Raw genomic sequence first — 23,655 nt, forward strand, 5'->3', positions numbered from 1 at the left:
CTACCGCTTGTCCACCACCACCGCCCCGCCTTTCATCACCCAGCGCACGCCAAGCAACAACGCATTCACGTCGCGCGTGGGGTCGCCCTCTACCGCAACAATGTCCGCAAAGTAGCCCGGCGCCACGCGGCCGAGTGTGTTGCTCATGCCGAGCACTTCGGCGCCAATCACGGTGGCGGTGTTGAGGGCATCGAGCGGAGTCATCCCTGCTTGCACGAGCAAGCCGAGTTCGCGGGTGTTCTGGCCGAACATCATGTGCACGGCGTCGGAGCCCATGGCGATTTTTACGCCGGCTTTGTGCGCGCGGCGTGCGGTTTCGAGATTGCGGGCGCGGTAGGCGTCGAGGCCGAGTGCTTGTTCGAATGTGTAACCGTAGTCGTCGCGGAAGTCGGCGTAGTAGCGATTGTGGTCGATGGTCGGCACATAGATGGTGCCTTGCTTGACCATCTGCGCGAGGGTGGCGTCGTCGAGCTCAATGCTATGCTCAACCGTGTTGGCGCCCGCGCGCACGGCGTCGCGTCCACCAGCGGCGCCGTATGAATGAATGGCAATGCGACGGCCGAGCGCGTGCGCGGCGTCGACAGCGGCTTTCATTTCGTCGTAGTTGAACGTTTGCGCGGTGCTGGTGTCGGCGCCGGTGCCGCGTGAGCCGTACATCTTGATGACGTCGGCGCCGCTGTCGATTTGTGTTTTGATGGCGCCGGCGATTTCACTGATGTTCGCAATGCGACTGCGCATCCAGCCCGGGACTGCGGGTGCAGTAGTCGCGGCAGCTCCTGCGCCGCCCGCGCGCGCCGCACCGGCTGGTGGTGTAGCCCCCGGAGCGGGCGGCATGATTTTTTGCAGACCAAAGCCCGCCACAAACATACGCGGGCCGATGGCGAGTCCTTTGTTGATGCGATCGCGCATCATGACGTCGGTGTAGTTCGACGCGCCGAGGTCGCGGACGGTGGTGACGCCGGTCTCGAGGGTGAGGCGGGCGTTTTCCATGGCGACCGTGGCGAGTTCCTGCGGGGTGCGCCGTGTGTTGCCGGCGCCGTACGGGCGTGAGCCTGGGGCATGATCCCAGTAGTAGGTCATGTGCGTGTGCACATCGATCATGCCAGGGACGGCGGTGTAGTTGGTGAGTTCAACTTTTGGCACGCTCGCTGGTACGGAGTTGGTGCCGGAACTGACGCTCACAATGCGATCGCCGTCTACGACAATCACCGCGTCGTTGGTGATGGCGCCGGTGCCGTCCACGAGTCGCGCAAAGTGGTAGGCGCGAGCGGTTGGTGAATAGGTGATGGAGTTGGTAGTGGTGGTATTGGTGCGCACGGGGGCGCAGGCCAGTAACGAGAGGCTCGCGAGTAACGCGAGGCTCGCGAGTGACGCGACGGCCGCGACGACCATTTTCTTCATGCGCATTTAGTGCTGCTCTCCGTGAGACGCGGCGTTGGCATTCTTCTTGGGCGCCGCGAGATACTTGGCGTACCAATCGAGCATACGCTGATGATAATCCATGAAGTCGCTTTCGGTGGTGTTTGGCACGCCGTGTCCACCGTTGGCGTAGTTCGCCCACGTCACGGTTTTTCCAAGGCGCCGTAACGCGTAGTACATCTCGCGCGTGTTGATGGCGGGCACGTTGTGGTCTTCGCCGCCGGTCATCAAGAGGAGCGGCGTCTTGATGCGATCGGCAAACATGATGGCGGAGTGCTGCACATACTTCTGCGGCTGCTGCCACATGGTGGCGCCAATGCGGTCTTGGCTTTTTTCGGCGGCGTGAATGTTGCGCACGCCGAGCCGTGGGCTGTCGGTGTAGAACGAAATGAAGTCGACCTTGCCGCTCATGTTGATGGCCGCTTTGAAGCGGTCGGTTTGCGTGACGAGCAGGTTGGTGGCGTAGCCACCGTAGCTCGTGCCCTGCACGCCCATGCGCGAGCTGTCGGCGACGCCCATGCGAATCACTTCGTTGGCGGCGGCGGTGACGCCCTTCACCCAGGCTTCGCCCGGGTAGCCGATTTCAAAACCCACCGACGGCTTGACCACGGCGTAGCCGTGCGAGGCGAGGATGTTGGCAAAGGCGTCCCACGCGTCGTCAAAGAAATCTTCGTACACGAGCATGATGGTCGGATACTTCTTGCCTTTCTCGTACTCGGTGGGGTAATGCAACACGCCGTAGCGCGTTTTTCCGTCGGCGTCGAGGTAGTGAATGAGTTCTGTTTTGGCGATAGGCTTTGCGGCGAGCTGCGGATTGCTCTCGAGCACGCGCCGCATGTTGCCAAGGGTGGCGTCGGCGACGTAGACGTCGGCAATGTGATTGCCGTCGCCAACATTCAGGATGGCGGTGGCGCCGTCTTTGGAAAGACGAAGATTGGTGTAGAACTTGTTGCCGTGCACAAGCGATTGCTTCTGCTTCGTTGTGCGGTCGTAACGCACGAGCGAGCGATTCCACTCGGTGCGCGCATTTTCGGCAAAGTACAAATAGCGGCCGTCGTTGCTCCACGCCACAAGCGTGGGGCGCGGCGTGTTGGCGTCGGACGAGTCGGGCGTGGTGACAATGAGTTCTTTGTTGCCGCTGGCGGCATCAACAATCCAAAAGCCTTCGCTGTTGGTGGCGAGCAGCGCGTCGCCGGCGGGGCTCCAGCGATTCACGCTAAAGCGTTCTTTGGCGCGGAGGGCGCGGGCGGCGGCGCTGGTGTCGGGAGCGCTGGGTGCCGGTGCGCCACTCGTGGCCGCTGGTGATGCGGCGCTGTTACCACCGGCTCGGCTCACTGTGGCGGGGCCGAGTATTTGTTTGGTGGCGGTGTCGGTAATGGAGCCAATAGCAATGCGGCCGTCGCGGGTGATAGCAAAGCGTTGACCGTCGTCGGCCCAAGCGAGTTGTGCGCCTTTGAGGGAGGCGAGAATGGTGCGTTCGTTTTTCACGGGGCGCGAGGCGATGGAGTTCGTGCTAGTGGGCGCGTCGCCTGCAAAAGTGCGCGCGACGAGTTTCCAATCGCGGCCGCCGATAATGTCGTAATCGGTTTTCTTGGTAATGTCTTGCTGCGTAGTGATGGCGCTGCCGTCTTTGGCGAGGGTCCAGGCGCCGAGCAGTGCGTCGGCGTGGAGTTGTGTGACGGTATTGGCGGCGACGTGCCACTGGACGATGGACCGATCTTCGTTGAGTCGGTTCATGGCGTCCCACTCAAGAAAATCTTCGGTGCCGTCAAGAACGGTGACCGGGCCCTTGGTGAGTTCGTTGAAGCGCTGCGTGGCTTTGGCTTTCCAGCCGACTTGGCGCGCGGCAAAAACAAGAGCGGCGCCGTCGTCGCTCCAACGGAGCTCACTGTTTTCGGCGACGTAGTGCGTGGCGGGGAGTTTGGCGCTGCTGAGTTTGCCACTCGCACGATCCCACACGGTCACCGTCTGTGCGTCATTCTCGAGCACAATCATCGCGAGCTTGGAGCCGTCGGGGTTCCAGGTGGCGCCGCGTACCGATTTCTTGGTGGGGAAGACAGCGCGTTGTGCGAGGGATTTTGTGTCGACCACAATCAAGCGCGTGAGGATGGCGCGGAGGTAGCTGGGATCACCGTCGCGTGCGGCTTCGGCCCCGAGTTGGTCGCGACGGGTGGTGATGGTGAGGGCGAGCCAGCGGCCGGCGGCGGAGAGATCGGCGACGGTGGTGGTGGCGATGTCGAGGAGGTCGCGGATGCCGAGGGAGTCGGCGCGGGCCGAGGCGGGGCGCGCGGTGGCGTGACTCGTGAGCCTCGTGGTGCTCGTGGTGCTCGTGGTGCTCGCGGGCGCAGTGAGCGTCCGTGTTGATTGTGCCGGGAGCTGCACGGCAGCGGCGATCAGGGCAAGCAGGGCAACGGAACGTGAGCGCCACATAAGAACCTCAGCGGGTGTGTTGTCACTGCTAAAGGTGCTTGGATGTGGGAGGTGGGCGCCAGAGTGGGTGTGGGCTAGGACGGTGTGAGGGAAAAGAAAGCGGGGCCGCGCCACCTGGCGCGAGCCCCGCTGACTGGCAGACTGCGAATCGGAGGTGAATTTAGGGATTCCGTTCTGCATCCGCAACAACGAACACTCGCCCGTGCTCGAACCGGGATTCGAACCCGGACGACCTTTCGGTCAGCAAATTCGCAGTCTGCCGCGTCTACCGTTTTCGCCACTCGAGCCGGGATCACCGAGGTGATCGACGCGTACGCTGCGACATACGCGCTGCGAGTATTCCCATCAGCATACGGCCAGCGCCGCGGCGGCCTGACATCGGAGAGCCGCAAGCCGGCGCGAACTATTGCTAGCGTTTTGGTTCGTATTACCGCAGTTCGTACGCCGCCATCTTGCGATACAGCGTCGTCCGCCCAATCCCAAGCACTCGGCTCGCCTTACTCAGGTTACCGCCCGTGCGCCGAATGGCGGCCGTGATGGTGGCGCGCTCCTGATCGGCGAGCGAGACATGACTCGGCGGGGTTGCTGCCGTTGTGGACGCGCGGTCGTCACCCGACTCCACCTTCGCAATGACGCGGCTGATTTCGCGCACGAGCGCGCGGAGCGATGCGTGCTGATCGGGCTCACTATTTTCGCCCGCGCGCGTCACTTCGTGTTCGAGGTGCGCCACACGCACGGCGAGACTGGCACGATCGAGTGCGTTGTGGAGTGTGGTGAGGAGCTTGGTGCGCTCGAGCGGTTTGGTGACAAAGTCGGAGGCGCCGAGTGCCACCGCCTGCCGCGCGGAAATGGGATCGTCGTCGCCGGCGAGGGCGATGATCGGCGCGTGCGGATATTGCCGACGGATGCGGCTGAGGAGTTGATCGGTGGTGGCGCCGGGGAGATGCAGGTCGAGCAGCACGGCGACCGGCGGCGCACTGTCGATCGCGGCAATGGCTCCGGCGGGATCGGTGAAGGCAAAGGCGCGGTGGCCGGCGTTCTGGATCCAGCGTTCGAGGAGGAGCCCGAGGTCGCGGTCATCGTCAATGACGATGACGCCTCGGGAGCCGGCGGGGAGGGCGGGCGCGGTCATACGATGGGGTGGGCGGCGTAGATCGGCAGAAAAGGTCCGGTGATGACTTGCTCGGAACACCACACGAATGTGATGTTCCGTTTTGGAACAGTACTGAATCGGCAGCTACTCTGCAAGTAGCTCATAGACAGGCACTTGCAGATATTGCCTAGTGCCGAATTTATGGTACATTTATGTTCCGTATGCCCCGCAAGCCACCCAATCCACCGGACTCGCAGTCCGAACTCCCCATCTCGAACGGGGATTCGGGGGCGTTTGAGGCGATGGCGGCAGCGAACACGGCGTTGGCGGCTGAACGGGATGCAGCCAACGCCGCGAACCGTGCCAAGAGCGACTTCCTGGCGGTGATGAGCCACGAGATTCGTACGCCCATGAACGCGATTCTTGGCGTGACCGAACTGGCCCTCGAAACCGCGGCAACCGAAGAACAACGCTCCCTGCTTCGTACCGTGCGCACGAATGCCGACGAGTTGATGCTGCTCGTCAACGAAATTCTCGACTTTTCCAAGATCGAAGCGGGGCAGGTCACGATCGCCGAGGAGCGCTGCTTCGTTTCCGACCTCATCGAAAGTGTGGCGGAAGTCATGAGCGCGCGCGCCAATCTCAAAGGGATCGACATCACGGCGGACGTGGATCCGGCGATTCCCGTGATGATGCTCGGCGACCCAACCCGACTGCGACAGATTTTGTCGAATCTCGTGAGCAACGCCGTGAAGTTCACGCACAGCGGCGGCGTGGTGATTTCGGCGGAAGTCATGGAACGGCACGACCGCGCGCTCCATGTGCACTTCACGGTGCACGACACGGGCGTGGGAATTCCCGACGAAGCGCAGGCGCGGATTTTTCAGCGTTTTTATCAAGTGGACAGCTCCTTGCGGCGTGCCTACGGCGGCACGGGGTTGGGGCTGAGCATTTGTAAGTCGCTCGCCGAGTTGATGGGTGGGCGGATTTGGTTGGAGAGTGTGCCCGGCGCGGGAAGTGAGTTTCACTTTACGTTGCCGTTCGTACTCACCGACGACGAACCGCCGGCGCGGCGATTGTCGGACCAAGGGTTTGCAGGGCGGCGTGCGATTTTTGTGTGCTCCGACAAACGCACGCGTCCGGGGATGGAGCGTGTGTTGCAGTCGCTGCGCTTTGACGTCACGGTGGTGGACGAAACACCGGCCGCGCTCGGCGGCGTGTTGCGCGCTACGTTGGCGACCGACGAAGCGCTCAGCGCGGTGGTGGTGCTCGACGCGGCGATTGGAGCGGAGGCGGTGGCCAGTGCGATAACGGTGATACGCGCACAGCCCGTGGTGCACGCCGTGCTTGTTGCGGCACGCGCGACGGGCGACGAACAACACGTTGCCACGGCGAGCGGTGCCGCACTGCTGGCGAAGCCGCTCGCGCGGCGGCGCACGGCCGATATCATTGGCGAACTGTTGCACATTGTGCCCGTGCACCCCGCTACGCAGAGCGTCGTGGAGCGGCGCAAGGTCCGGGCACCGCGCGCGGTCGGCGGGCGCGTGCTGGTAGTGGAAGACAATCCCGACACGCGACTGCTCGCAACGGCCGTCCTCGAGCGCGCGGGCTACGACGTGGACACGGCGTCCGATGGCGAAGAAGGGTTGCGCCTCGCTACGGAAAAGCGATGGGACTTGATCATCACGGATCTGGAGATGCCGCAGCTTGACGGCATTGCCATGACCGAAGCGGTGCGTCAGCGCGAACACGAACACCAGCTTGATCCTGTGCCCGTGATCGCGTTGACGGCGCATGTGCTGGAGGGCGTTCGCGATCGCACGCGCGACGCGGGAATGAACGACTTTATTCCCAAGCCAATTCAGCGTGACGCATTTTTGGCCGTGGTGCGTCGGCACATCGATTTGCGCCCCGTGATTCTCGTAGCAGACGATACGCCGGATAGCCGTTTTTTGATGCGCCGCATGCTCGACGGACGTGGGTACCGCATTCTTGAAGCCGCCGACGGTGACGCGGTGCTCGCGTTGTTCGATGCGGGGCGCGTGTCGATGGTGCTGCTCGACATGTCGATGCCGGTGCGTGATGGATTCAGCACGGCGCGCGAATTGCGCAAACGCTCGCGCGGCCAAACGCTGCCGGTAATTGCGGTGACGGGCTACGCGGACGCCGAAGACAAAGCGAAATGTCTCGCCGCGGGTTGCACGGGATATCTCACCAAACCGGTGCGGCGCGACACGCTCGTGGCCGCCGTTGAACAAGCGGTGGGGCGTCAGGAACCGGTGACCGCGCCGCATATGGCGCCGGTCGTGGTCACCTCCGGCGTGGACGATGGCGCGCCGCCAGTAGAGATCGATGCGGACATTGCCGACCTGATTCCGATGTACTTAAGTGGACGCCGCGCGGACGTTGAACGCGCGCGCGTGCTCGTGGCGCAGGGCAGTTTTGAAGAACTCGGCACCATTGGGCATCATCTCAAAGGCAATGGGCAGAGCTATGGCTTTACGGTGGTGACGCGGATTGGACGTGAGCTCGAAGCAGCCGCTGTTCAGCGCGATGCCCTCCACGTGACGGCGCTCACCGAGGAGCTGTCGGCGTGGGAGCGCAGCGTGCGGTGGACGGCGGTGGCGGTGGCCTAGGTCAGTGCGGACCCGCTGAGCCGCGTGAACGATTGGTGCCGCGGATAACATCCACGCGAAGTTCCGTCCAGCCATCCACCTGATAGTATTGCACCCGCACCGTGTGGTGACCCGGTGTGAGAGCGGCGTAATCCACCATGGATTCGTGCGGCGTCCAGTGGTCGATGGCAAGCGTGCCGTCGATCCAGACGCGGACGGCGTCGTCGCTGATCACGCGGAGCGTGTGGTCACCCGTCGGTACGTCGAGCGTGGTGATGGCCTCGAGTGCCCAGCGTGTGAGCGGGAGCGCTTTGATGGTGGGGCGATACCACTCGAGATCGAGGCGCGTGAGCGATTGCTCGAGTAGCGGCGCGCCGGTGAGCTGTGCGGCGAATGCATCTGTTTTGGTGCGGGGGTCGGTGGAGTCGGACCAGGCATAGAACTTGGCGCTCCAGTTGGTGCGCGGCTCGTGGTGCGCAAAGCTGAATCGCTGCACCGTGCCGGCCTTCAGCTTTTCACCGCGCGGGGAGATGGTGGCCGCGCCGGTGTATTCGAGGGTGAGTTCCCAGTCGTTGGCTGATTCGGGTTTGGGCGTAACGGTGATGGTGTCGCCGATGCTGCCGCTACTCGCTGAGAGCGTTGCCACGCCGCGCCGTGTAAGGACCATCCAGTTTCCGGCGGGGCCGAGTGTGAGGAGTCGCGGCGAGGGTGCGTGAATGGAGTCGGCGGGCCAGAGTTTGGGGGAGCGCCAGTCGTAGGGGCCCCACTCGTCCACAATAATGGCGCTGCGTACTCGGCGCGCGTCGGTGCTGACGGGCGCGGCGCGGGTGATGCGCGCGAGCGCGGGCACGCGCGCGGCGTATGGCGCTGGGATGGTGGGGGTGCACTCTGCGGTAACTGTTCGTGACACCGTGCGGCGCGTGCGCTGGCCGCGTGTGTTGCCAACGGTGTCGAGTGCGGTCGTGTTCTGTACGCGGAACAGTTCATTGTTGCCGGCGAAGACGTTGTCGGCTATGCGATAGCCGTGGCTCTTGGTGTCGCGCTTTTTAGGATAGCCCCAGTCGGACGGTTCGATGGAATCGGCCCAGAGGCGAAAGACGATGGTGTCGCCGTCAAAGCGATTGTGGGTGATGGTGTTGAGCTGACCGTGTTCAATGGCGACGGCAATGCGATTATCCGAAAAGCAATTTCCGGCGACAATGCTTTCGTAGCTGTAGCCGCCCCAGAGTCCGTGATCGCTGCCGGCAATGCGATTGCCGACAAAGATGTTGCGGCTGAAGGTGGCTTCCATACCGTTGGTGGGCGCGTAGCTGAAATCGTTGCCGACAAAAATGTTGTCGTTGACGCCACCCTCGCCGCTGTCCATGGTGCTTTGCCCGGCCCAAATGAATAGCCCGTCGCCGCCGTGGGTGACGGAATTGTATGCCACCACGTTGCGGAGGCATTGCTCGAACATGAGAATGCCCGCGGAGTCTTGGCCGCGGCGGTAGACGCCGTGGCTGTAGCCGCGGACGTCGTAGTCGATGCGGTTGTTGGCGAGGAGGTTGTCGCTCGAGCGGTAGAGGCCGACGCCCAGTCCCGAGTTGAAGGAGAAGTTGTTGTGGGTCACGCGCAGGTGATTGGTGCGCGTCATCATCAGGCCGTTCATCCCTTGTTCGGCGCGGACGTTGGTGATGCTGCCGCTGTCGACGTCCGCGAGGTAGATGGCGGCGCCGAAGCGGAGCCATTCGTCTTTTTCGTTGTGATGGAAGGAGAGCCAGTCGGTAAGGCTTTCGTGCTCAACAAGGGAAAAGAGGCGCGGTTTCCAGTTATAGCTGAGGTCGGTGCCGGTGATGCTGAGTTGGGTGGTGTTGCGAGCCACGATGCCGAACTTGAAGCCACGGGCGCGACCGTTGATGAGGCGTATGTGGTCGCCCGCTTCGACGCGGATAGCGGTGGCGAAGGCGGCGTCGGGGTCAGCCGATTCGGGAGCGCCGACGAGTGTGACGCCGGTGAGGTCGAGGGTGATGTTATGGCCGCGGACGGTAATGAAGGCCGCGTCGGGGGAGGTGCCCGCGGGCAGGCGGTACGTGCCTGGCGCAACGCGGGTGGAGTGGGTGACCACGAGGCCGACGGAGGGGCGCACGGGGCGCGACTGCGCGGGCAGTTGGTGTACCGGCAGCGCGTGGACGGCGAACAGCGCGAGGGCGCAGACGAGGGGGCGTCGGGTCATTCTAGCAATCTGCATCTATTAGAAGGCGCTGACGAGGGCTGCGTCGGGGGTTACCCGATTCCGTTGGGGCGGGCGCGGGGCGATTTTTCGGGTTCGGAGGATTTCTTATGCCGCTCGATGCTTCGACCCTCGCGCCCAATGCGCGCGAAGATCTCAGTGCGTTGCTCGCCCCCCGTTCCGTTGCCGTGATTGGTGCCTCGCGCCGCGAGAGCAATATGGGGCGGCAGATTCTGTACAATCTCATCCATTATGGATTCACGGGATCAGTGTATCCGGTGAATCCGCACGCGCCTTCCATTTGCTCGGTGAAGGCGTACCCGCACATTGGCGACCTCCCGGAGCGCGCCGATCTTGCGGTGATTGTGGTGCCAAAGGAACAGGTACTCACGACCGTTGAGGAATGCGGCGTGGCCAAGGTGAAGGGGCTGATTGTGATTTCGGCTGGCTTTCGCGAGGTGGGCGGCGAAGGCGTGGGGCGTGAGTCGAAGTTGATGGAGATTGTGCAGCGCTACGGCATGCGGATGATTGGGCCGAACTGCATGGGGGTGGTGAACGCCGACCCCGCCATTTCGATGAACGCAACCTTTGCGCCGACAATGCCGCCCTTTGGGCACGCGGCCTTTGTGAGTCAGTCGGGGGCACTGGGATTGAGTGTGCTCGACTATGCGCGCGAATATGGCATTGGTATTTCACAATTTGTGTCGATTGGCAATAAGCCCGACGTGAGCAGCAACGATCTGCTCGAACGGTGGGAGACGGATCCGTCGGTGAAGGTGATTTTGATGTACGTGGAGAACTTTGGAAATCCGCGGCACTTTTTGGAGATTGCGTCGCGCATCACCAAGACCAAGCCAATTATTGTGGTGAAGTCGGGGCGGTCACGCGCGGGCGCGCGGGCGGCTTCGTCGCACACGGGCGCTTTGGCGGCGAACGACACCGCGGTGGACGCGATGCTCGCGCAGGCAGGCGTGCTGCGGGCGAGTTCGGTGGAAGATCTCTTCGACTTGGCGATGGGCTTTGGGGTGAGTGCGTTGCCGCGTTCGCGTCGCACGGCGGTGCTCACCAATGCGGGGGGCCCTGGCATTCTCGCAGCGGATGCGATGGAGACGCACGGGCTCGAGTTAGTGGAGCTCTCGCCGGCCACCGTTGAACGTTTGCGGCCGCTCTTTCCGCCGGAAGCTTCTATTCGCAATCCGCTCGATATGATTGCCTCGGCCACACCGGAAGGGTACAAGGCGGCGCTCACCGCATTCTTGGCTGATCCGGCGATTGACGCCGTGGTGCCGATCTTTGTGCCGCCCTTTGGCGTGAAGCAAGAAGATGTGTGTGAAGCCATTGTGAGCGCGGCGGCGGAAGTGCCGAGCAAGCCGATGCTCGCGGTGTTGATGGGACGCGAGGGATTACCGCAGGGGCGCGCCGAGCTGCACGAGGCGGGCATTCCGGCGTACATCTTTCCGGAATCGGCGGCGCGTGCGCTGAATTCGCTCAACCGTCAGCGCGAATGGGCTGAGCGTGCACCGGCGCTGGTGACGGCGCGCACGGTGGACCGCGCGGCGGCGGAGGTGATTCTTGCGGGAGCGCGTGCGGCACAGCGCGAGCAGCTCACGCAGGTGGAATCGATTGCGCTGTTGCGCGCGTACGGGATGCCGGTGGCGGAGACGCGCTTTGTGGCGACTGAGGCGGAACTCGGCGCCGCAGGCTCGGCGGTTGGGTATCCGCTTGCGATGAAGCTCGCTTCCTCCGACATCACGCACAAAACCGACGTGGGCGGCGTGATGCTCGGCATTGCCGACAGCGCGCAACTCGCCGCTGCGTACACGCGCATGATGACGACGGTGCGGGCCAAGGCGCCAAAGGCAACGATTGATGGCGTAGTGCTGCAGCGCATGGTGACGGGTGGCTGCGAGACCATTGCCGGTATTGCGCGGGATTCGAACTTCGGCCCGCAACTGATGTTTGGTCTGGGCGGCGTGTTCGTAGAGGCGCTGCAGGACGTGGTGTTCCGCATTGCGCCGGTGGATGAAGTACAAGCACTCGATATGATGCATGGTATTCGCGGCGCGCGATTGCTCGACGGCGTACGCGGCGCACCGCCGGTGTCGAAGGATGCAATCGCCGAGGTGTTGGTACGGCTTGGCCAAATGGCGATGGCACATCCGGAGATTGCAGAGCTCGACATCAATCCGTTGCTCGCATTTCCGGATGGTGCGATTGCGGTGGATGCGCGAGTGCGGGTGACGTTCGGCTGATTCGCATGGGCGGGCTGGCCGGGGTGACTGGGTAGCGTTTGGGGGAGATTTTCAGCTCGGCGATGCACCGCGGCGTGGCATGAACTTGCCACGCCGTTCGCATATGCGTGGCATACAGCGCATACAGATTCAACGCCCTTCCCTTCCTCGCGCGCACCGGTAGCGTGCAAGTATGAGCTTCATACGCATTATTGGCGTGCCGATGGACCTGGGCGCCTCACGCCGCGGCGTGGATATGGGTCCCTTTGCCGTGCGCTATACCGACCTGCGTGAACGGCTCGTGCAGATTGGCCACACGGTGGATGACATCGGGAACGTTCCGGTGCCCTTTCGGGAAGATGCCGAACGTGGCGCACAGCGCGGTGCTCGGTATTTGGGCGCCATCACGGAAGTCTGCCGCACGGTAGCGGCTCACACGCAGCAGGCCGTTGCCGAAGGCAAAGTGCCGTTGGTGCTCGGCGGCGATCACGCTTTAGCGGCTGGCTCAGTGGCTGGCGCAGCGGCTCACTTTGCAGCTTCTAATCAACGAATTGGATTGATCTGGCTCGACGCGCACGGTGATCTGAACACGCCGAGCTCGTCGCGTTCGGGAAATGTGCACGGTATGCCGCTGGCGCATTTACTTGGCCATGGCGACAGCGCGCTCGCGTCAGTGGCCGGTGTGCGCCCCGCGGTGCGACCGGAGAATGTGGCGCTCGTGGGTATTCGCGATCTCGACGAACCGGAGCGCGAGCATATAGACAAATGGAAACTTCGCACCATGACCATGCGCGCAATTGACGAACGCGGCGTGCGGAGCGTGATGGAAGAAGCCATTGCGGTGGCATCCGACGGGACCGCGGGGATTTGGGTGTCGTTCGACCTGGATTGCGTCGGACCAGAAGCGGCCCCCGGGGTAGGTACTGCGGTGCCGGGCGGCATGACGTATCGGGAAGCGCATCTCGCCATGGAAATGCTTGCCGATACGAAAAAGATTATTGGCGTGGATCTCGTGGAAGTGAACCCGGTGCTCGACGAGCACAATCGCACCGCCGCTGTAGGCGCCGAACTACTGCTTAGCGCGCTCGGCAAGCGCATTCTCTGAGGACGCCATGAATACGCGAACATTGCCGCGCTACATCGTCCCGGACTTCTCGGCGGCGCGCTTCTCCAAAGCACCGCCGGCGCGCACGATTACGTGTGAAGCAGACGGCGTCCTGCCGGATGACTTTTTTGCTACAACGAATCTGCCCTCGTATGTGAAGGGTGATGACGGCAAGTGGACAATGCCGCAAGAACCGCGAATGGATGGATGCCTCGTGCGCGCGAGCGGCGGCGGATGGGTCGTGCGCGAAGCGCGGCGCGTGATGCGGGGCGAAGCCGTGGTGGTGGGACGCGCTGAGGATGGGAGCGATGGAGTCCTCGTACACGCGAATGCCTTTGACTACGGCCACAATGTGGGCGGCGACTTTCATTTTATGTCGAGCCAAGTGTCGCGCGAAAAACCGATTGACTACCGGTCGCTGGCGCAGATGCTGGTGGAAGAGAAGCGGCGCGGCGGCTACATCAGTTGGGTGGCTGGCCCGGCGCTCGTGCATTCACGCGCGCGCGACAATATGGTCTGGTTTATTCGCCACGGGTACGTGCAGTCGATGTTAGCCGGCAATGCCGTGGCGGCGCATGACATTGAGGCGGCCGTGGTCGGCACCACACTCGGCATGACGAGCACCGGTGCACCAACCGAGGGCGGTCACTCTGCGCATATGCGGGCGATCAATGCCGTGCGGCGCGCCGGATCGATAGCCGCAGCGGTGCGCAGCGGGCTCGTGGGGAGCGGCATTATGCACGCTCTTGTTATTGAAGAGGTGCCCTTTGTGCTCTGCGGCTCTATTCGCGATGACGGGCCACTCCCCGATGTCATCACGGATGCGGTGAAGGCGCAGGACGCTATGCGCGCGCACGCTATCAAAACCACGATGGCGGTGATGGTCGCGACCGCGCTGCATTCAATTGCGGTGGGCAATATGCTTCCCGCGTACTACGAGGACGCGGAGCGCGGGATTGTGGAGCTGCCCACGATCTGCGTGGATGCGAGCGAGTTTCTCGTGAGCAAGCTCAAGGATCGCGGCACCCATCAGGCCGTGGGTGTGGTGACAAACGCGCAGGACTTTATGAGTATTCTGCGAACAGCAGTGGAAGAAGAAGTGGAGACCGGCGCGCGATAGCTGGGGTGATTAGCGTGGGATAGTAGGCAGCGTGATGTGCGAGGGATGCGTGGCGTCGTGCACGATGCGCTGGTGCGCGACGACCCAGGTCGAGTCCGTTTCGTTGTTATGACCGGTATTCAGATTTCGGTCATATTTCGGGAAGAGCGCCGACGATATGCTCACGCGTAGCCGATGACCGGCGGTGAAGACGCGCGACGTGAACCAGACGTCAATCTCGTACTGCTCCACCTGCCCCGGCGTGAGCGCAACCTCGTGATCGTACCCCTTTCTGAAACGCGCGCGCGCCACGCCATCTTGCACGCGCTCGGCGTGGCCGTCCGGAAAAACGTCCAGAAGCATCACGTTCCAGTCGGTGTCTTTGGCGTCGCTCGCGGCCCAGAGTGTGGCAGAGAGCTGGCCGGTCACCTCGAGGGGTTTCGCGAGCGGCTTTGAGGTAAACACCAGCGCATCGCGCCGCGAGGCATTGAGCGCTGTGAAGTCTTCATTGAGCGACGTCTCGAGCTCGCGCGAGTCGATGAGGAATGGCGTCGGCTTGGCGGGATCGTAGGTGAAGGTGTCTGCGGCAGCACCCGTGGGGGGAAGCGTGTCGAGCACGCCGTTGCCGGCGCTGGTGTTCGCGCTGCCGTTTGACGAGAGGTACCACTTGGTGGGCACGGCGCGTGCGAGCGGCCACGCGGCTTCTTTGCGCCAGCTGTTGTCGCCGAAAACGAAAATATCTACCGGCGGTTCGCGGTCGACTCCGTTGTCGCGGCCGAGTAGGTAGTGATCGAACCAGCGGAGCTGGAGGCGGCGCGTCTCAACGCGTGACTGTGGGCCGAACTCGCCTGCCACGTAGTCGACCCCTTTGTGCGCCCCGGGGCCCATCACAAGCCGGATGAACGGATGGTTCGGCACCTGCAGCAGCGCGTTCGTGTAGTCGATGGGGCCGCGCGAGTCGTCGTACCAGCCGGAGATCTGCAGGACTGGGGCTTTCACCTTTGCGATATTTGTAGTGACGGCGTGTGCGCGCCAGTACGCGTCGAGGGTGGGGTGCGCGAGCCAGCGATCCCAGAGCGGCACTTGGCCGCAGCCGAGTTTTTGCGGCAGGTCGCTGAGTGGGAGGTGCATCATCGCCGTGCCGATGTCGAGATCGTCGGTGCGCTGCAGGGTGCGCGCGCGCATGAGGCAGGCCCAGGCGACGTTGATGGGCGAGAAGACCATGTCTTCGTAGGGGACGATACGCCATGGGTCACCGGTCGCAGCGGACGGTGCGAGCGCGGCGAGATGCGGTGGCGTGCTCACGGCGGCGTACCAAGCGAGGCGTCCTTCGTCGGAGTGGCCGATCATGCCGACCTTGCCGTTGGCGCCCGGAAGTTTGGCGGCCCACTCGACGGCATCGTAGCCATCGCGTACGTCGGTGTCGTAGTCGCCGAAGGCTGTGCCGTCGGAGATGTCGCGGCCGCGCACGTGTTGAGCGACGAAGATGTAGCCGCGTGCCGCCCACCAGCGCCCCGCCGAGTGGAGGATGCGCGTGTATGGTGTGCGTTGCATCACCACGCCAAAGGGACCGGGGCCGACGGGGCGTGCCACGTAACTCACGAGCTTGGCGCCGTCGCGTGTTTTCATGAACACTGCGGTGTCTTCGGTCACGGCGAAGGTGGAGTCAGAGACGGCGCCGGGCCAAAGGGCGTACTGCTGCTCGACGGTGAACGGGGTGGAACGGCGCACGAGGCGGAAGCGGCGACCCGCGGCTTTACCGTCGGAGAGCAGCACGCCTGTGAGAGTATCGCCGTGCCACGCGGCGCGCAGGGCATTCTTTCCCGCGTCGCTCAGCGTGATCGAATCGTTCTTCGCCACAATGCTGGTGACATCGAGCATCACCTCTCCGGTTCGCCGACGGATGGACCCGGCGAAGCCGGAATCGTGCCCCGCAAAATGCGCGAAGCCCATTCGGCGCCACCCTTCGAAGCCGTCGCCAGGCGCCGAACCGAGCGCGACGTACGCGTCCCAATCGCCGGTGAGCGTGTGCGATGCGCATCCGAGTGTTCCGGCGCATGCGAGCACGAGGGCGGCGCATGCGGCGCGATGAAGAGGTGTTTTCATGTGACGACTCCCGTCAACTGATGATCGTACCGAGGGCCACACCGAGCAGACCGAAGAGTGTGGCAAGCATAGCGAGCCAGCCGATGCCGGCGAAGAGGCCACGCACATCGCGCAGCAGATGATGCGGCGCGTGGTCTGCGCTCGCACGTTTAGTGAGTAGCCGGTCGGTGGTGCCCCAGGCGGCAAGCGCGGCGAGCATCACGCCGGCAGCGGAGAACACGGGCCACGCCGGGGGACGTCGTACATAGGTGCCGACGGTCACCAAGAGCCCGACCGCGCCAGCGCTGGCCAGCATGCCAGCGCTGGCGTTTCGCGCCTCGCGTGCGACGAACTGCGCGAGGTTTTCATTTTCGGTTTCGGGCAGTTGTTCCATGCGGTGCCTCCGTACCGTCAAGCGTCGCGTCGCAATGCCCAGAATTCGCGAGCCGCGACCGCAAGCGTTCCCACTGCAAATGTACCGAAGATCGTGAGCGTTCGGCCAAATGGGAGGACCATCAACGCGCCTACTATGCCGCCGACCAACGGCCACTGCATGGCGTCCGAGAAGCGCGACCGACGGTGCCGCGTCGCCCGTTCTCCGAGGAGTGTGCCGAGTGCGAAGCCGATGGCCGTGGCGATGGGCGCCGTCAGCAGGAGGCCGAGGGAAGCGGGCGCCGGCGGACCGTGCACGGTCGAGAAGATTGCGGCGAGCCATACGCCGTAGAGCACGCAGGCGCCTGTGACCGACATGAAGATGCGGGTGAACATCGCAGGAAGGTCTAGCCCGCCTGCGTCGTTCGGATTGCGATCGCTAGGGGCGGTCACTGCAGCGGTCCGCCCTTCTTGGTCTGCGGCACGCCGTCGGTCATCCACTTGGCGGCCGGCTTCCCCATGAGGTAGTGATCAAACCACTGCTTCATGCGGAGCTGGAAGTCTTTTTGGTTTTCTTTTTTGGCGAGGTGGTGCGGTTCGCCAGGATACGAGAGGAAGACCACTTCTTTTCCCCAGCGACGCGCAGCGTTATACCACTCGACGCCCTGCAGCCAGTCTACGGCGCCGTCGTCGGTACCTTGCAGAATAAGGAACGGAGTTTTGATGTTCCGCACATTGTGCACCGGGCTCTGGCTCTCATACAACTCGCGCGCCGTCCACGGCGTGTTGCCGTCGCCCATGCGCACTTGGCCGATTTCAAAAATGCCGTGATTGACCGTGCCGGTCTGCTTGTAGAGCTGGTCGTACATGCTCACGAGATTGGCTGGCGGTGCGCCGGTGACGACGGTGGCGAACATATCGGTTTGCGTCAGGATGAAGCTGGTTTCGTAGCCGCCCCAGCTGTGGCCTTGCAGGCCAATGTGTTTGGGATCGGCGAGCCCCATCGCAATGACTTTCTTGACGGCGGCCGTGACGCAGTCAAACGCACTTGAACCAGGCTTTCCGGTTTCGTAGACGATGTCCGGCTGCACGACGAGATAGCCGTTGCTCGCATAGGCGCTAAAGTGTGGGCGGTCATCGTACACTGGCTGCGAAAAATTGTGGTGCGTGTTGGACAGCATTTCGTAGAAGTAGACGAGCGTCGGATATTTTTTGCCGGGTTCGTAATTGGCCGGCAGCGTGACGGTCGCCTGGAGTTTCTTGCCTTTGGAGTTGGTGTAGTCCACGAGAATGCGTTTGCCCCACGCAAACTCACTGAGCTGTGGATTGACGTCGGTCACCTTCTTGGCGTTGGCAAAGTCGGTGCTGCTCGTCCAGAGATCCGGAAACTCAGTGAACGTCTGCTGCGTGAAGAGCACGCGATCGGCGTTCTCTGCCTTTTGTGCGCCAGCGATGGACTTGTCCGCCCAGATCAACGGCGTGGGCGCCTTGCCGGCGCTCACCGTCCAGTAGCCGCTCTTCTTGGTCCACTCGCCATATGCGGAGAGCGTGAGCGGCTTTGCCAGATCGAGCCCTTCTTCATCTTCGGCGCCGGCTCCACCGCCGCCGCCGCGTCCACCACGCCCGCCACGACCACCGGTGAGCCGCACGACGCGGAACTGGATGTTCTGCGCCTTACCGATGCCGTTGGTGAGGTTGGTGACTTTGCCGCTCTCGGGATTGGCCTGCCAGATGTCGTACTTGTCGTAGAGGAGCACCGAGCCGTCTTTCACCCAGCCGCCGACGCCCCAGATGGGTTTTTCGTATGGGTGATCGTCGTCGGTATCAATGAAGCTCTTGCCGCCAGCGATGGCGTCGATGTCGACCGACTTGGCGGTTTCGAGATTGAAGGCCTTGAGGTGCTTGTCTTTGATATAGAGAAACCACTTGCTGTCTGGGCTCGTGCCGTAGGTGCGCGTGAGTCCTTTGTCGATGAGCGTGCGCTCACCGGTTTCGACGTTGACGCGCATGAGGTCGGCTTTGTTGCCGCCCCACTGCACTTCACCGCGGTACGGGGCGTCGAGTCGGCCGAGCCCCCATTTGCCATTTGGCGTATTGGCGACGGTGCGCATGGCTTCATCGCCGAGTCGGACGAACTTGTTGCCGGCTACAAGGAGGGTGGCCGGATAGGTGGCGCGACGTTCCTGTTGCACGCGCACAATCTGTACGCTTTGAATTTCTGCGTCCTTCCAGTGCCAGACGTCGACGTTCGCCTTGAGTGAATCGGCGGCGGTGACTTCCTTTTCTTGTTCCTTGATGCCGAAGAAGAGGCGTGAACCGTCTTTGCTCCACCGCGGAGCGGTGAACTCGCTGACCACATGTTCTTTGGGGAAGGCGGCGTCTTTGGCGGGATCATATTCGAGCGTGGTCGGCGACGCACCAGTCACTCCGCGCCAGGCGAGGATGACATTGTCTTTCTGCTTCATGTCGGACTTCTTTTCGCCGCGCAGTACGGAGAGTGCGGTGCCGTCGTCGTTCCACGCGAGCTGATCGTAGTCGGCCGTGGCACTATGCATCGCCTTGGATTCACCGGTCGCCAGATTGAGCAGATAGATGCCATTGCCCTGTTTGTCGGTGGCATCGACGGTGTACGCGACGAATGCGCCGGCTTCGTTGAACTCGTAGGCGTTGACGTTGCCGATGTTGCGCGTGGTGCCTGCCGCGAGGTCGCGGAGCAGTAGATCGGCGCCGTTATGCTTGGCGGCCGGATCGGCTTTGTTGAGGCGTACGGCGAGAATCTTTGAGCCTTTCGAAAAACGGAAGGTCGCGGGATTCGCGAAGTTTATTTTTTCGCCGGTGGCGAGATTCAGTAGTTCGAGGTGCCGCGCCGCGCCGGCCGCTGCGGCGCCATTAGCAGCACCACGGCCGCCCGGAGCTGGTGTCGCGGGAGCACCGCCGCGACCACCGCGACCGCCCCCTGCACCGGCACCCGCCGCGCCGGTACGATCCGGCGGATTCACCACATAGGCAACCCAGTGGGCATCATCAGAGAAGAGCGGCGCCGCTCCGCCGCCACCACCACCGCCGCCGCCACCGCCCCCACCGCCCGCAGCGGCCGCACCGAGACTCACCGTGTAGCTCTTATCGCCCGCGAGTTGCTTGACGACGAGCGTGGCGTCGCCATCGTTTGGCGTCGTGACAACACTCATCCACGCGCCATCAGACGAGATAGCGGAACTCGTGATGCGCGCCCACTTGCCGTAGTCGGCCAGCACAATGGCGCGCTTCGCGTCGGACTTGGCGGGCGCGTTCTGCGCGGCCAGCGGCGCGGTGAATGCCAGCGCCGGCATAACAAGAAGCGCCAAGGCGCGGCGCGCGAGGGAATGGGAATAGCGCATGGGACAGTTCTCCTGGTGGCGCGGCTCTTTGGCCGCATGTCCTATTCTACGCCGAATGCGGCTCCAGCGCTCGGCGGAAAGCCGCGCGGGCGGCGCGAAGGCTCGGAAAACGGCAGGCGAGGGTCCGGAATGTGAAACGGCGGTCGGCGCGCTCCACCGCGCCGACCGCCGCCCAGTTGCCGTGCCCAGTGGCTCAGGGCGCTTTTTCCTTGTTCCAGACAAAGCGCTTCATAAATGCGCCGATGTGCTCAAAAGTATCGATCCAGTTTTTGTGGAGCATGGATTCGTGCAGGTCATCCGGAATGACCTGCAGTTCGTAGTACACACCGCGCGCGCGAAGGAGCTGCACGAGTCCGACGGTTTGCGCAAAGTCCACGTTGCGGTCATCGTCGCCGTGCACGAGGAAGACCGGCGACTTCCAGCCATCAATGGCGCCGATGGCGGACGAACGGAAGGCGAGATTGTTGGTATCGAGCACGGGGCCGTACTGGTGCACGCCGGCGAGATCGGCGCCCGCAATGAAGATGTCGCTGTTGCGCGCGAGGGCTTCGCTGGTGAGCAGGCCACCATACGACAGCCCCCAGATGCCGACGCGTGTCGGATCCACATCGGCGCGCCCCTGCAGATACTTGGCGCCGGCGAGCACGTCCTGATACTCGCTGTTGCCGCGCATGTTGGTGTTAGGCGCGTTGCGGAAGCTGCGACCGTAGCCAATGCCACTTCTATAGTTGATCGACAATACCACATAGCCTTGGCTCGCCAGGTACTGATTGTACCCATAGGCCCAGTGGTAGAACTGCATGTAGTGATAGCCAGGCATCATCTGCCGCGGCGGGCCACCATGCACGAAGATCAGCGCCGGACGCTTTTCGCCAGGCTTGATGTCCTGCGGCATGAAGAGCGTGTTGTGAATCTCGAGTCCGTCGGCCGCCTTGGTGACGATGATTTCGGGATCCACATGCGCCGCAGAGGGAAAATCTTTGCCGAGTGTTGGGAAGATGGTCTTGGGCGCTGCGCCGGCTGTGGGAACGAGCGCAATCGACGCCGGTGTTTTGTAGTCGTAATACACGACGGCCATTTGCTTCCCGCTGGCGAGCGGCGCCGGATACACTTCGATGCCGCGCCCCGTGGAAACTTGGCGCGGGGTGCCACCCGACGTCGGCACCGCCCAGATGTGACGGCGTTCGATATCGCTGGCATTCGTGCTGTAGTAGAACGTTTTGCCGTCGCTGGAAAGCGCGACCATAGTCGCATCTTCCACCAGACCATTGGTGGTGGTCAACTGGATGGGATCGCCACCGGCGAGCGGAATCGAGTAGTAGCGCTCGAATTCATCGTTGGGTGGATTCAGCGGGAAGATGACATGGTCGCCGGCCCACTGAATGTTGTTGATGGCGTTGTAGAGGCGGTCATTGGGCTGATTGTGCCAGACTTCCTTGGCGTCGCCGGTCGTGGCATCGGCCACCATCAGCGAGAGGTTGTAGCCACCACGGAAGGTGGCGCTGTAGAAGCCCGGCGAGCGCACGCCGCGGCCGACGCTTGAATCGGCCGACGCCACCGCACCGCGTCCACCACCGCCACCACCACGACCACCACCGCCGCCACAGCCACCGCCGAAGCCACCACGACCCGCGGCCTGCGCGCTGGGATTGTACGCGGTGCCCTGCGGAAAGCCGATGCCACCGCCTCCCTGCTGCGTCTGATTGCCGAACGGCGTGCCAGGACGGCGCAGAAACGCAATGCGTTTGCTGTCGGCGCTCCAGGTGGGGCTCACATCACAATCCACGCTTGGCGACACATACGTCACGTGGCGCGTTTTCATGTCATAGATCATCACGAACCCATGGTCCGTGCGGTCGCTCGTAAACACAATCTTGGAGCCATCGGGCGACCAGCGCGGATTGCCGTTGCGCCCCCATTCCTTAATGAACGGAATGCCGCCGGTGTCCATCGCGCTCTTGGGGCCGTCGCCCATCACGCGGCCGCGGTAGATCTGACCGTCCTTTACGAAGAGCACCCATTTGCCATCGGGCGAGAGCACGGGCGCGCCACCTTCCGCAACGCGCCAGGCCGGGCCGCCACTCGTCTTGATCGCCCATATGGCGCGCTCCGCGCCGTTTGGGTCGTGCGACGGATTGGCGATCCACCCCACACGGTTGGGTGCCGAACCGCGCACGAAGACCGCGATGGTGCCGTCGTGTGAAAGTTCGACATTGGTGAGGTCGCTGCCGTCGTCCGCGAGGAACTTGGTCAGCCGCACTGGCTTGAAGTCGGGAGCCGCTGCGGTGTACACGTTCCGCATGCCCTGTTCGTAGGCCATCCAGGCAATGCGATCGGCGCCATGCGCAGAAGTGAGCTCAAGCGGCGAAGCCGGCGAGAGAAACTGGGCCACGGTCGGCTTGGACTGCGCCGCAGCGATGGCAGAGGTGAGTAGCAGCGCCGAAAACACAGATGCGGCGCGTCGGAACATGAACATCGGGCCTCGCAGGTGGGTCGTTGAACACAGTACGGACAACCGGGGCGGGACGCTGGAGTTATGGGCGACCACGCAGGAACTCTTGAACAGCCACGATGCTCCGCGCCGGATCTTCTTCATGCGGCACATGCCCGAGCCCGTCGAAGGTGACGACGGTACTGCCGGCAATGTCGCGATGAAAGCGTTCGGCGTTCTCGAGCGGAATGAGATGATCGAGCGTGCCCCAGAGAATGAGGGTGGGCACGTGGATGGACTTGATGTCGTTGGAGAAGCTGTCCGACGGTGCCTGCTGAAAGCGCGCCGATACAGCGGCGCGATTGCCGGCGCGCAACGTGAGTTCGTAGAATCGATCGACGAGTTCCGGTGTGACCTTCGACGGATCGCCGTACACATTGCGCACGCTCGACTCGACAATCGACCGCGGCAGCACCTTCCGCATGAGCGTGCTGAGCAAAGGCGAGCGCGCAATCCGAAAGCCGATGGGGACCGACGTGGAGCGCATCGGATAGCCGGCCGCATCGACCAACACGAGCTTGGCGACGCGCTCCGGATGAGCGATGGCGAACGACGTGGCAACCGCGCCTCCCATAGAGTTGCCGATGAAGATGGCGCGCGTCACATGCAGCGAGTCGAGCAAGCCCGCGAGAAAAGCGAGGGTGCCCGGCATGGCGTAATCGCTGTCGGGGGTCGGGCCGGTGAGGCCGAAGCCCGGCAAGTCGAGGCGGATCACACGGTGCGTGGGGGCCAGCGCCTTCGTCCACCCGTCCCATGTGTGCAGGCTCGCCGATGTACCGTGCAGCAACACCAGCGGGAGAGAATCGTCGCGAAGGCCTTCATCGCGCAGATGCATCGCGAGGCCGTTGACCGTAATGAACTGCGACGGGGGTGGCGCCCAACGCGGGGCGAGTTCGGCGACCGTGCGGTCAGGCGCCCACGCGCTAAATACAAACGCCGCGATCAGCACCACGACCGCGCCAACCACAATTCCCATCCCCTTCCAGAGGCGTGTCATTCTCTGAATGTAGGGCGGCAACGGAGGGTCGGCCAGCAGACGAGGCGCGGCCCGGTTGCTGGACGCCGCGTGGTTGCGGGCGACGGTGGTCCTGCCACAGCTTGAGAGACCGACCCCAAGCGTCAAAGACCG

At 63.2% G+C, this 23,655-nt stretch carries 14 protein-coding genes and 1 tRNA gene; 4 read left to right on the forward strand and 11 right to left on the reverse strand.

The features are described 5' to 3' along the window. The 4 genes from NTZ43_13770 to NTZ43_13785 form a co-directional block, all read right to left on the reverse strand. Positions 1–1,407 (reverse strand): amidohydrolase family protein, encoded by a 1,407-nt coding sequence (locus NTZ43_13770; GenBank protein ID MCX5768281.1) that lies wholly within the window; start codon positions 1,405–1,407, stop codon positions 1–3. Further along, on the reverse strand, positions 1,408–3,849 hold the full coding sequence (locus NTZ43_13775) for a prolyl oligopeptidase family serine peptidase (GenBank protein MCX5768282.1): 2,442 nt from the start codon (positions 3,847–3,849) through the stop codon (positions 1,408–1,410). 203 nt (positions 3,850–4,052) lie between these two features. After that, positions 4,053–4,136, reverse strand: a tRNA-Arg gene (locus NTZ43_13780). Between the two features lie 140 nt (positions 4,137–4,276). Further along, a complete protein-coding gene (locus NTZ43_13785) occupies positions 4,277–4,981 on the reverse strand; it encodes a response regulator (GenBank protein MCX5768283.1) in 705 nt (234 codons plus the stop codon). Positions 4,982–5,154: 173 nt separating this feature from the next. On the opposite strand from NTZ43_13785, the gene NTZ43_13790 reads away from it, so the two are divergent. Beyond that, positions 5,155–7,578 (forward strand): response regulator, encoded by a 2,424-nt coding sequence (locus NTZ43_13790; protein ID MCX5768284.1) that lies wholly within the window; start codon positions 5,155–5,157, stop codon positions 7,576–7,578. 1 nt (position 7,579) lies between these two features. Here NTZ43_13790 and NTZ43_13795 read toward each other — a convergent pair whose 3' ends face one another. Then, on the reverse strand, positions 7,580–9,769 hold the full coding sequence (locus NTZ43_13795) for a right-handed parallel beta-helix repeat-containing protein (protein MCX5768285.1): 2,190 nt from the start codon (positions 9,767–9,769) through the stop codon (positions 7,580–7,582). Positions 9,770–9,876: 107 nt separating this feature from the next. Here NTZ43_13795 and NTZ43_13800 point away from each other — a divergent pair, with 107 nt between their 5' ends. From NTZ43_13800 to NTZ43_13810, 3 genes are all read left to right on the forward strand, one after another. Then, positions 9,877–12,018 (forward strand): acetate--CoA ligase family protein, encoded by a 2,142-nt coding sequence (locus NTZ43_13800; GenBank protein ID MCX5768286.1) that lies wholly within the window; start codon positions 9,877–9,879, stop codon positions 12,016–12,018. Between the two features lie 172 nt (positions 12,019–12,190). After that, on the forward strand, positions 12,191–13,102 hold the full coding sequence (gene rocF / locus NTZ43_13805) for an arginase (GenBank protein MCX5768287.1): 912 nt from the start codon (positions 12,191–12,193) through the stop codon (positions 13,100–13,102). Between the two features lie 7 nt (positions 13,103–13,109). Continuing rightward, entirely contained in the window at positions 13,110–14,222 is a 1,113-nt protein-coding gene (locus NTZ43_13810) for a hypothetical protein (protein MCX5768288.1), read from the forward strand. Positions 14,223–14,231: 9 nt separating this feature from the next. On the opposite strand, the gene NTZ43_13815 is transcribed toward NTZ43_13810, so the two are convergent. From NTZ43_13815 to NTZ43_13840, 6 genes are all read right to left on the reverse strand, one after another. Next, positions 14,232–16,307 (reverse strand): CocE/NonD family hydrolase, encoded by a 2,076-nt coding sequence (locus NTZ43_13815; GenBank protein MCX5768289.1) that lies wholly within the window; start codon positions 16,305–16,307, stop codon positions 14,232–14,234. 13 nt (positions 16,308–16,320) lie between these two features. Then, on the reverse strand, positions 16,321–16,680 hold the full coding sequence (locus NTZ43_13820) for a hypothetical protein (GenBank protein ID MCX5768290.1): 360 nt from the start codon (positions 16,678–16,680) through the stop codon (positions 16,321–16,323). A gap of 17 nt (positions 16,681–16,697) precedes the next feature. Then, complete coding sequence (locus tag NTZ43_13825) at positions 16,698–17,111, reverse strand: hypothetical protein (protein MCX5768291.1); 414 nt, start codon at positions 17,109–17,111, stop codon at positions 16,698–16,700. Beyond that, positions 17,108–20,035: a prolyl oligopeptidase family serine peptidase gene (locus tag NTZ43_13830; GenBank protein MCX5768292.1), complete on the reverse strand. Its 2,928-nt coding sequence runs from the start codon at positions 20,033–20,035 to the stop codon at positions 17,108–17,110. Before NTZ43_13830 ends, NTZ43_13825 begins: the two co-directional genes overlap by 4 nt. A gap of 193 nt (positions 20,036–20,228) precedes the next feature. Beyond that, positions 20,229–22,511, reverse strand: a complete 2,283-nt coding sequence (locus NTZ43_13835; GenBank protein MCX5768293.1) for a prolyl oligopeptidase family serine peptidase — start codon at positions 22,509–22,511, stop codon at positions 20,229–20,231. A gap of 58 nt (positions 22,512–22,569) precedes the next feature. Then, a complete protein-coding gene (locus NTZ43_13840) occupies positions 22,570–23,532 on the reverse strand; it encodes an alpha/beta hydrolase (protein MCX5768294.1) in 963 nt (320 codons plus the stop codon). Between the last annotated feature and the right edge of the window lie 123 nt (positions 23,533–23,655).

The sequence above is a fragment of the Gemmatimonadota bacterium genome (assembly GCA_026387915.1).
Classification (GTDB): Bacteria; Gemmatimonadota; Gemmatimonadetes; order Gemmatimonadales; family Gemmatimonadaceae; genus Fen-1231.

Excerpts from the sequence above, each read along its gene's own strand:
- NTZ43_13810 (MCX5768288.1), top strand. The coding sequence starts at position 13,110 with ATGAATACGCGAACATTGCCGCGCTACATCGTCCCGGACTTCTCGGCG.
- NTZ43_13790 (MCX5768284.1), top strand. The coding sequence starts at position 5,155 with ATGTTCCGTATGCCCCGCAAGCCACCCAATCCACCGGACTCGCAGTCC.
- NTZ43_13815 (MCX5768289.1), bottom strand. The coding sequence starts at position 16,307 with ATGAAAACACCTCTTCATCGCGCCGCATGCGCCGCCCTCGTGCTCGCA.
- NTZ43_13795 (MCX5768285.1), bottom strand. The coding sequence starts at position 9,769 with ATGACCCGACGCCCCCTCGTCTGCGCCCTCGCGCTGTTCGCCGTCCAC.
- NTZ43_13785 (MCX5768283.1), bottom strand. The coding sequence starts at position 4,981 with ATGACCGCGCCCGCCCTCCCCGCCGGCTCCCGAGGCGTCATCGTCATT.
- rocF (MCX5768287.1), top strand. The coding sequence starts at position 12,191 with ATGAGCTTCATACGCATTATTGGCGTGCCGATGGACCTGGGCGCCTCA.
- NTZ43_13800 (MCX5768286.1), top strand. The coding sequence starts at position 9,877 with ATGCCGCTCGATGCTTCGACCCTCGCGCCCAATGCGCGCGAAGATCTC.
- NTZ43_13770 (MCX5768281.1), bottom strand. The coding sequence starts at position 1,407 with ATGCGCATGAAGAAAATGGTCGTCGCGGCCGTCGCGTCACTCGCGAGC.
- NTZ43_13830 (MCX5768292.1), bottom strand. The coding sequence starts at position 20,035 with ATGCGCTATTCCCATTCCCTCGCGCGCCGCGCCTTGGCGCTTCTTGTT.
- NTZ43_13820 (MCX5768290.1), bottom strand. The coding sequence starts at position 16,680 with ATGGAACAACTGCCCGAAACCGAAAATGAAAACCTCGCGCAGTTCGTC.
- NTZ43_13835 (MCX5768293.1), bottom strand. The coding sequence starts at position 22,511 with ATGTTCATGTTCCGACGCGCCGCATCTGTGTTTTCGGCGCTGCTACTC.
- NTZ43_13775 (MCX5768282.1), bottom strand. The coding sequence starts at position 3,849 with ATGTGGCGCTCACGTTCCGTTGCCCTGCTTGCCCTGATCGCCGCTGCC.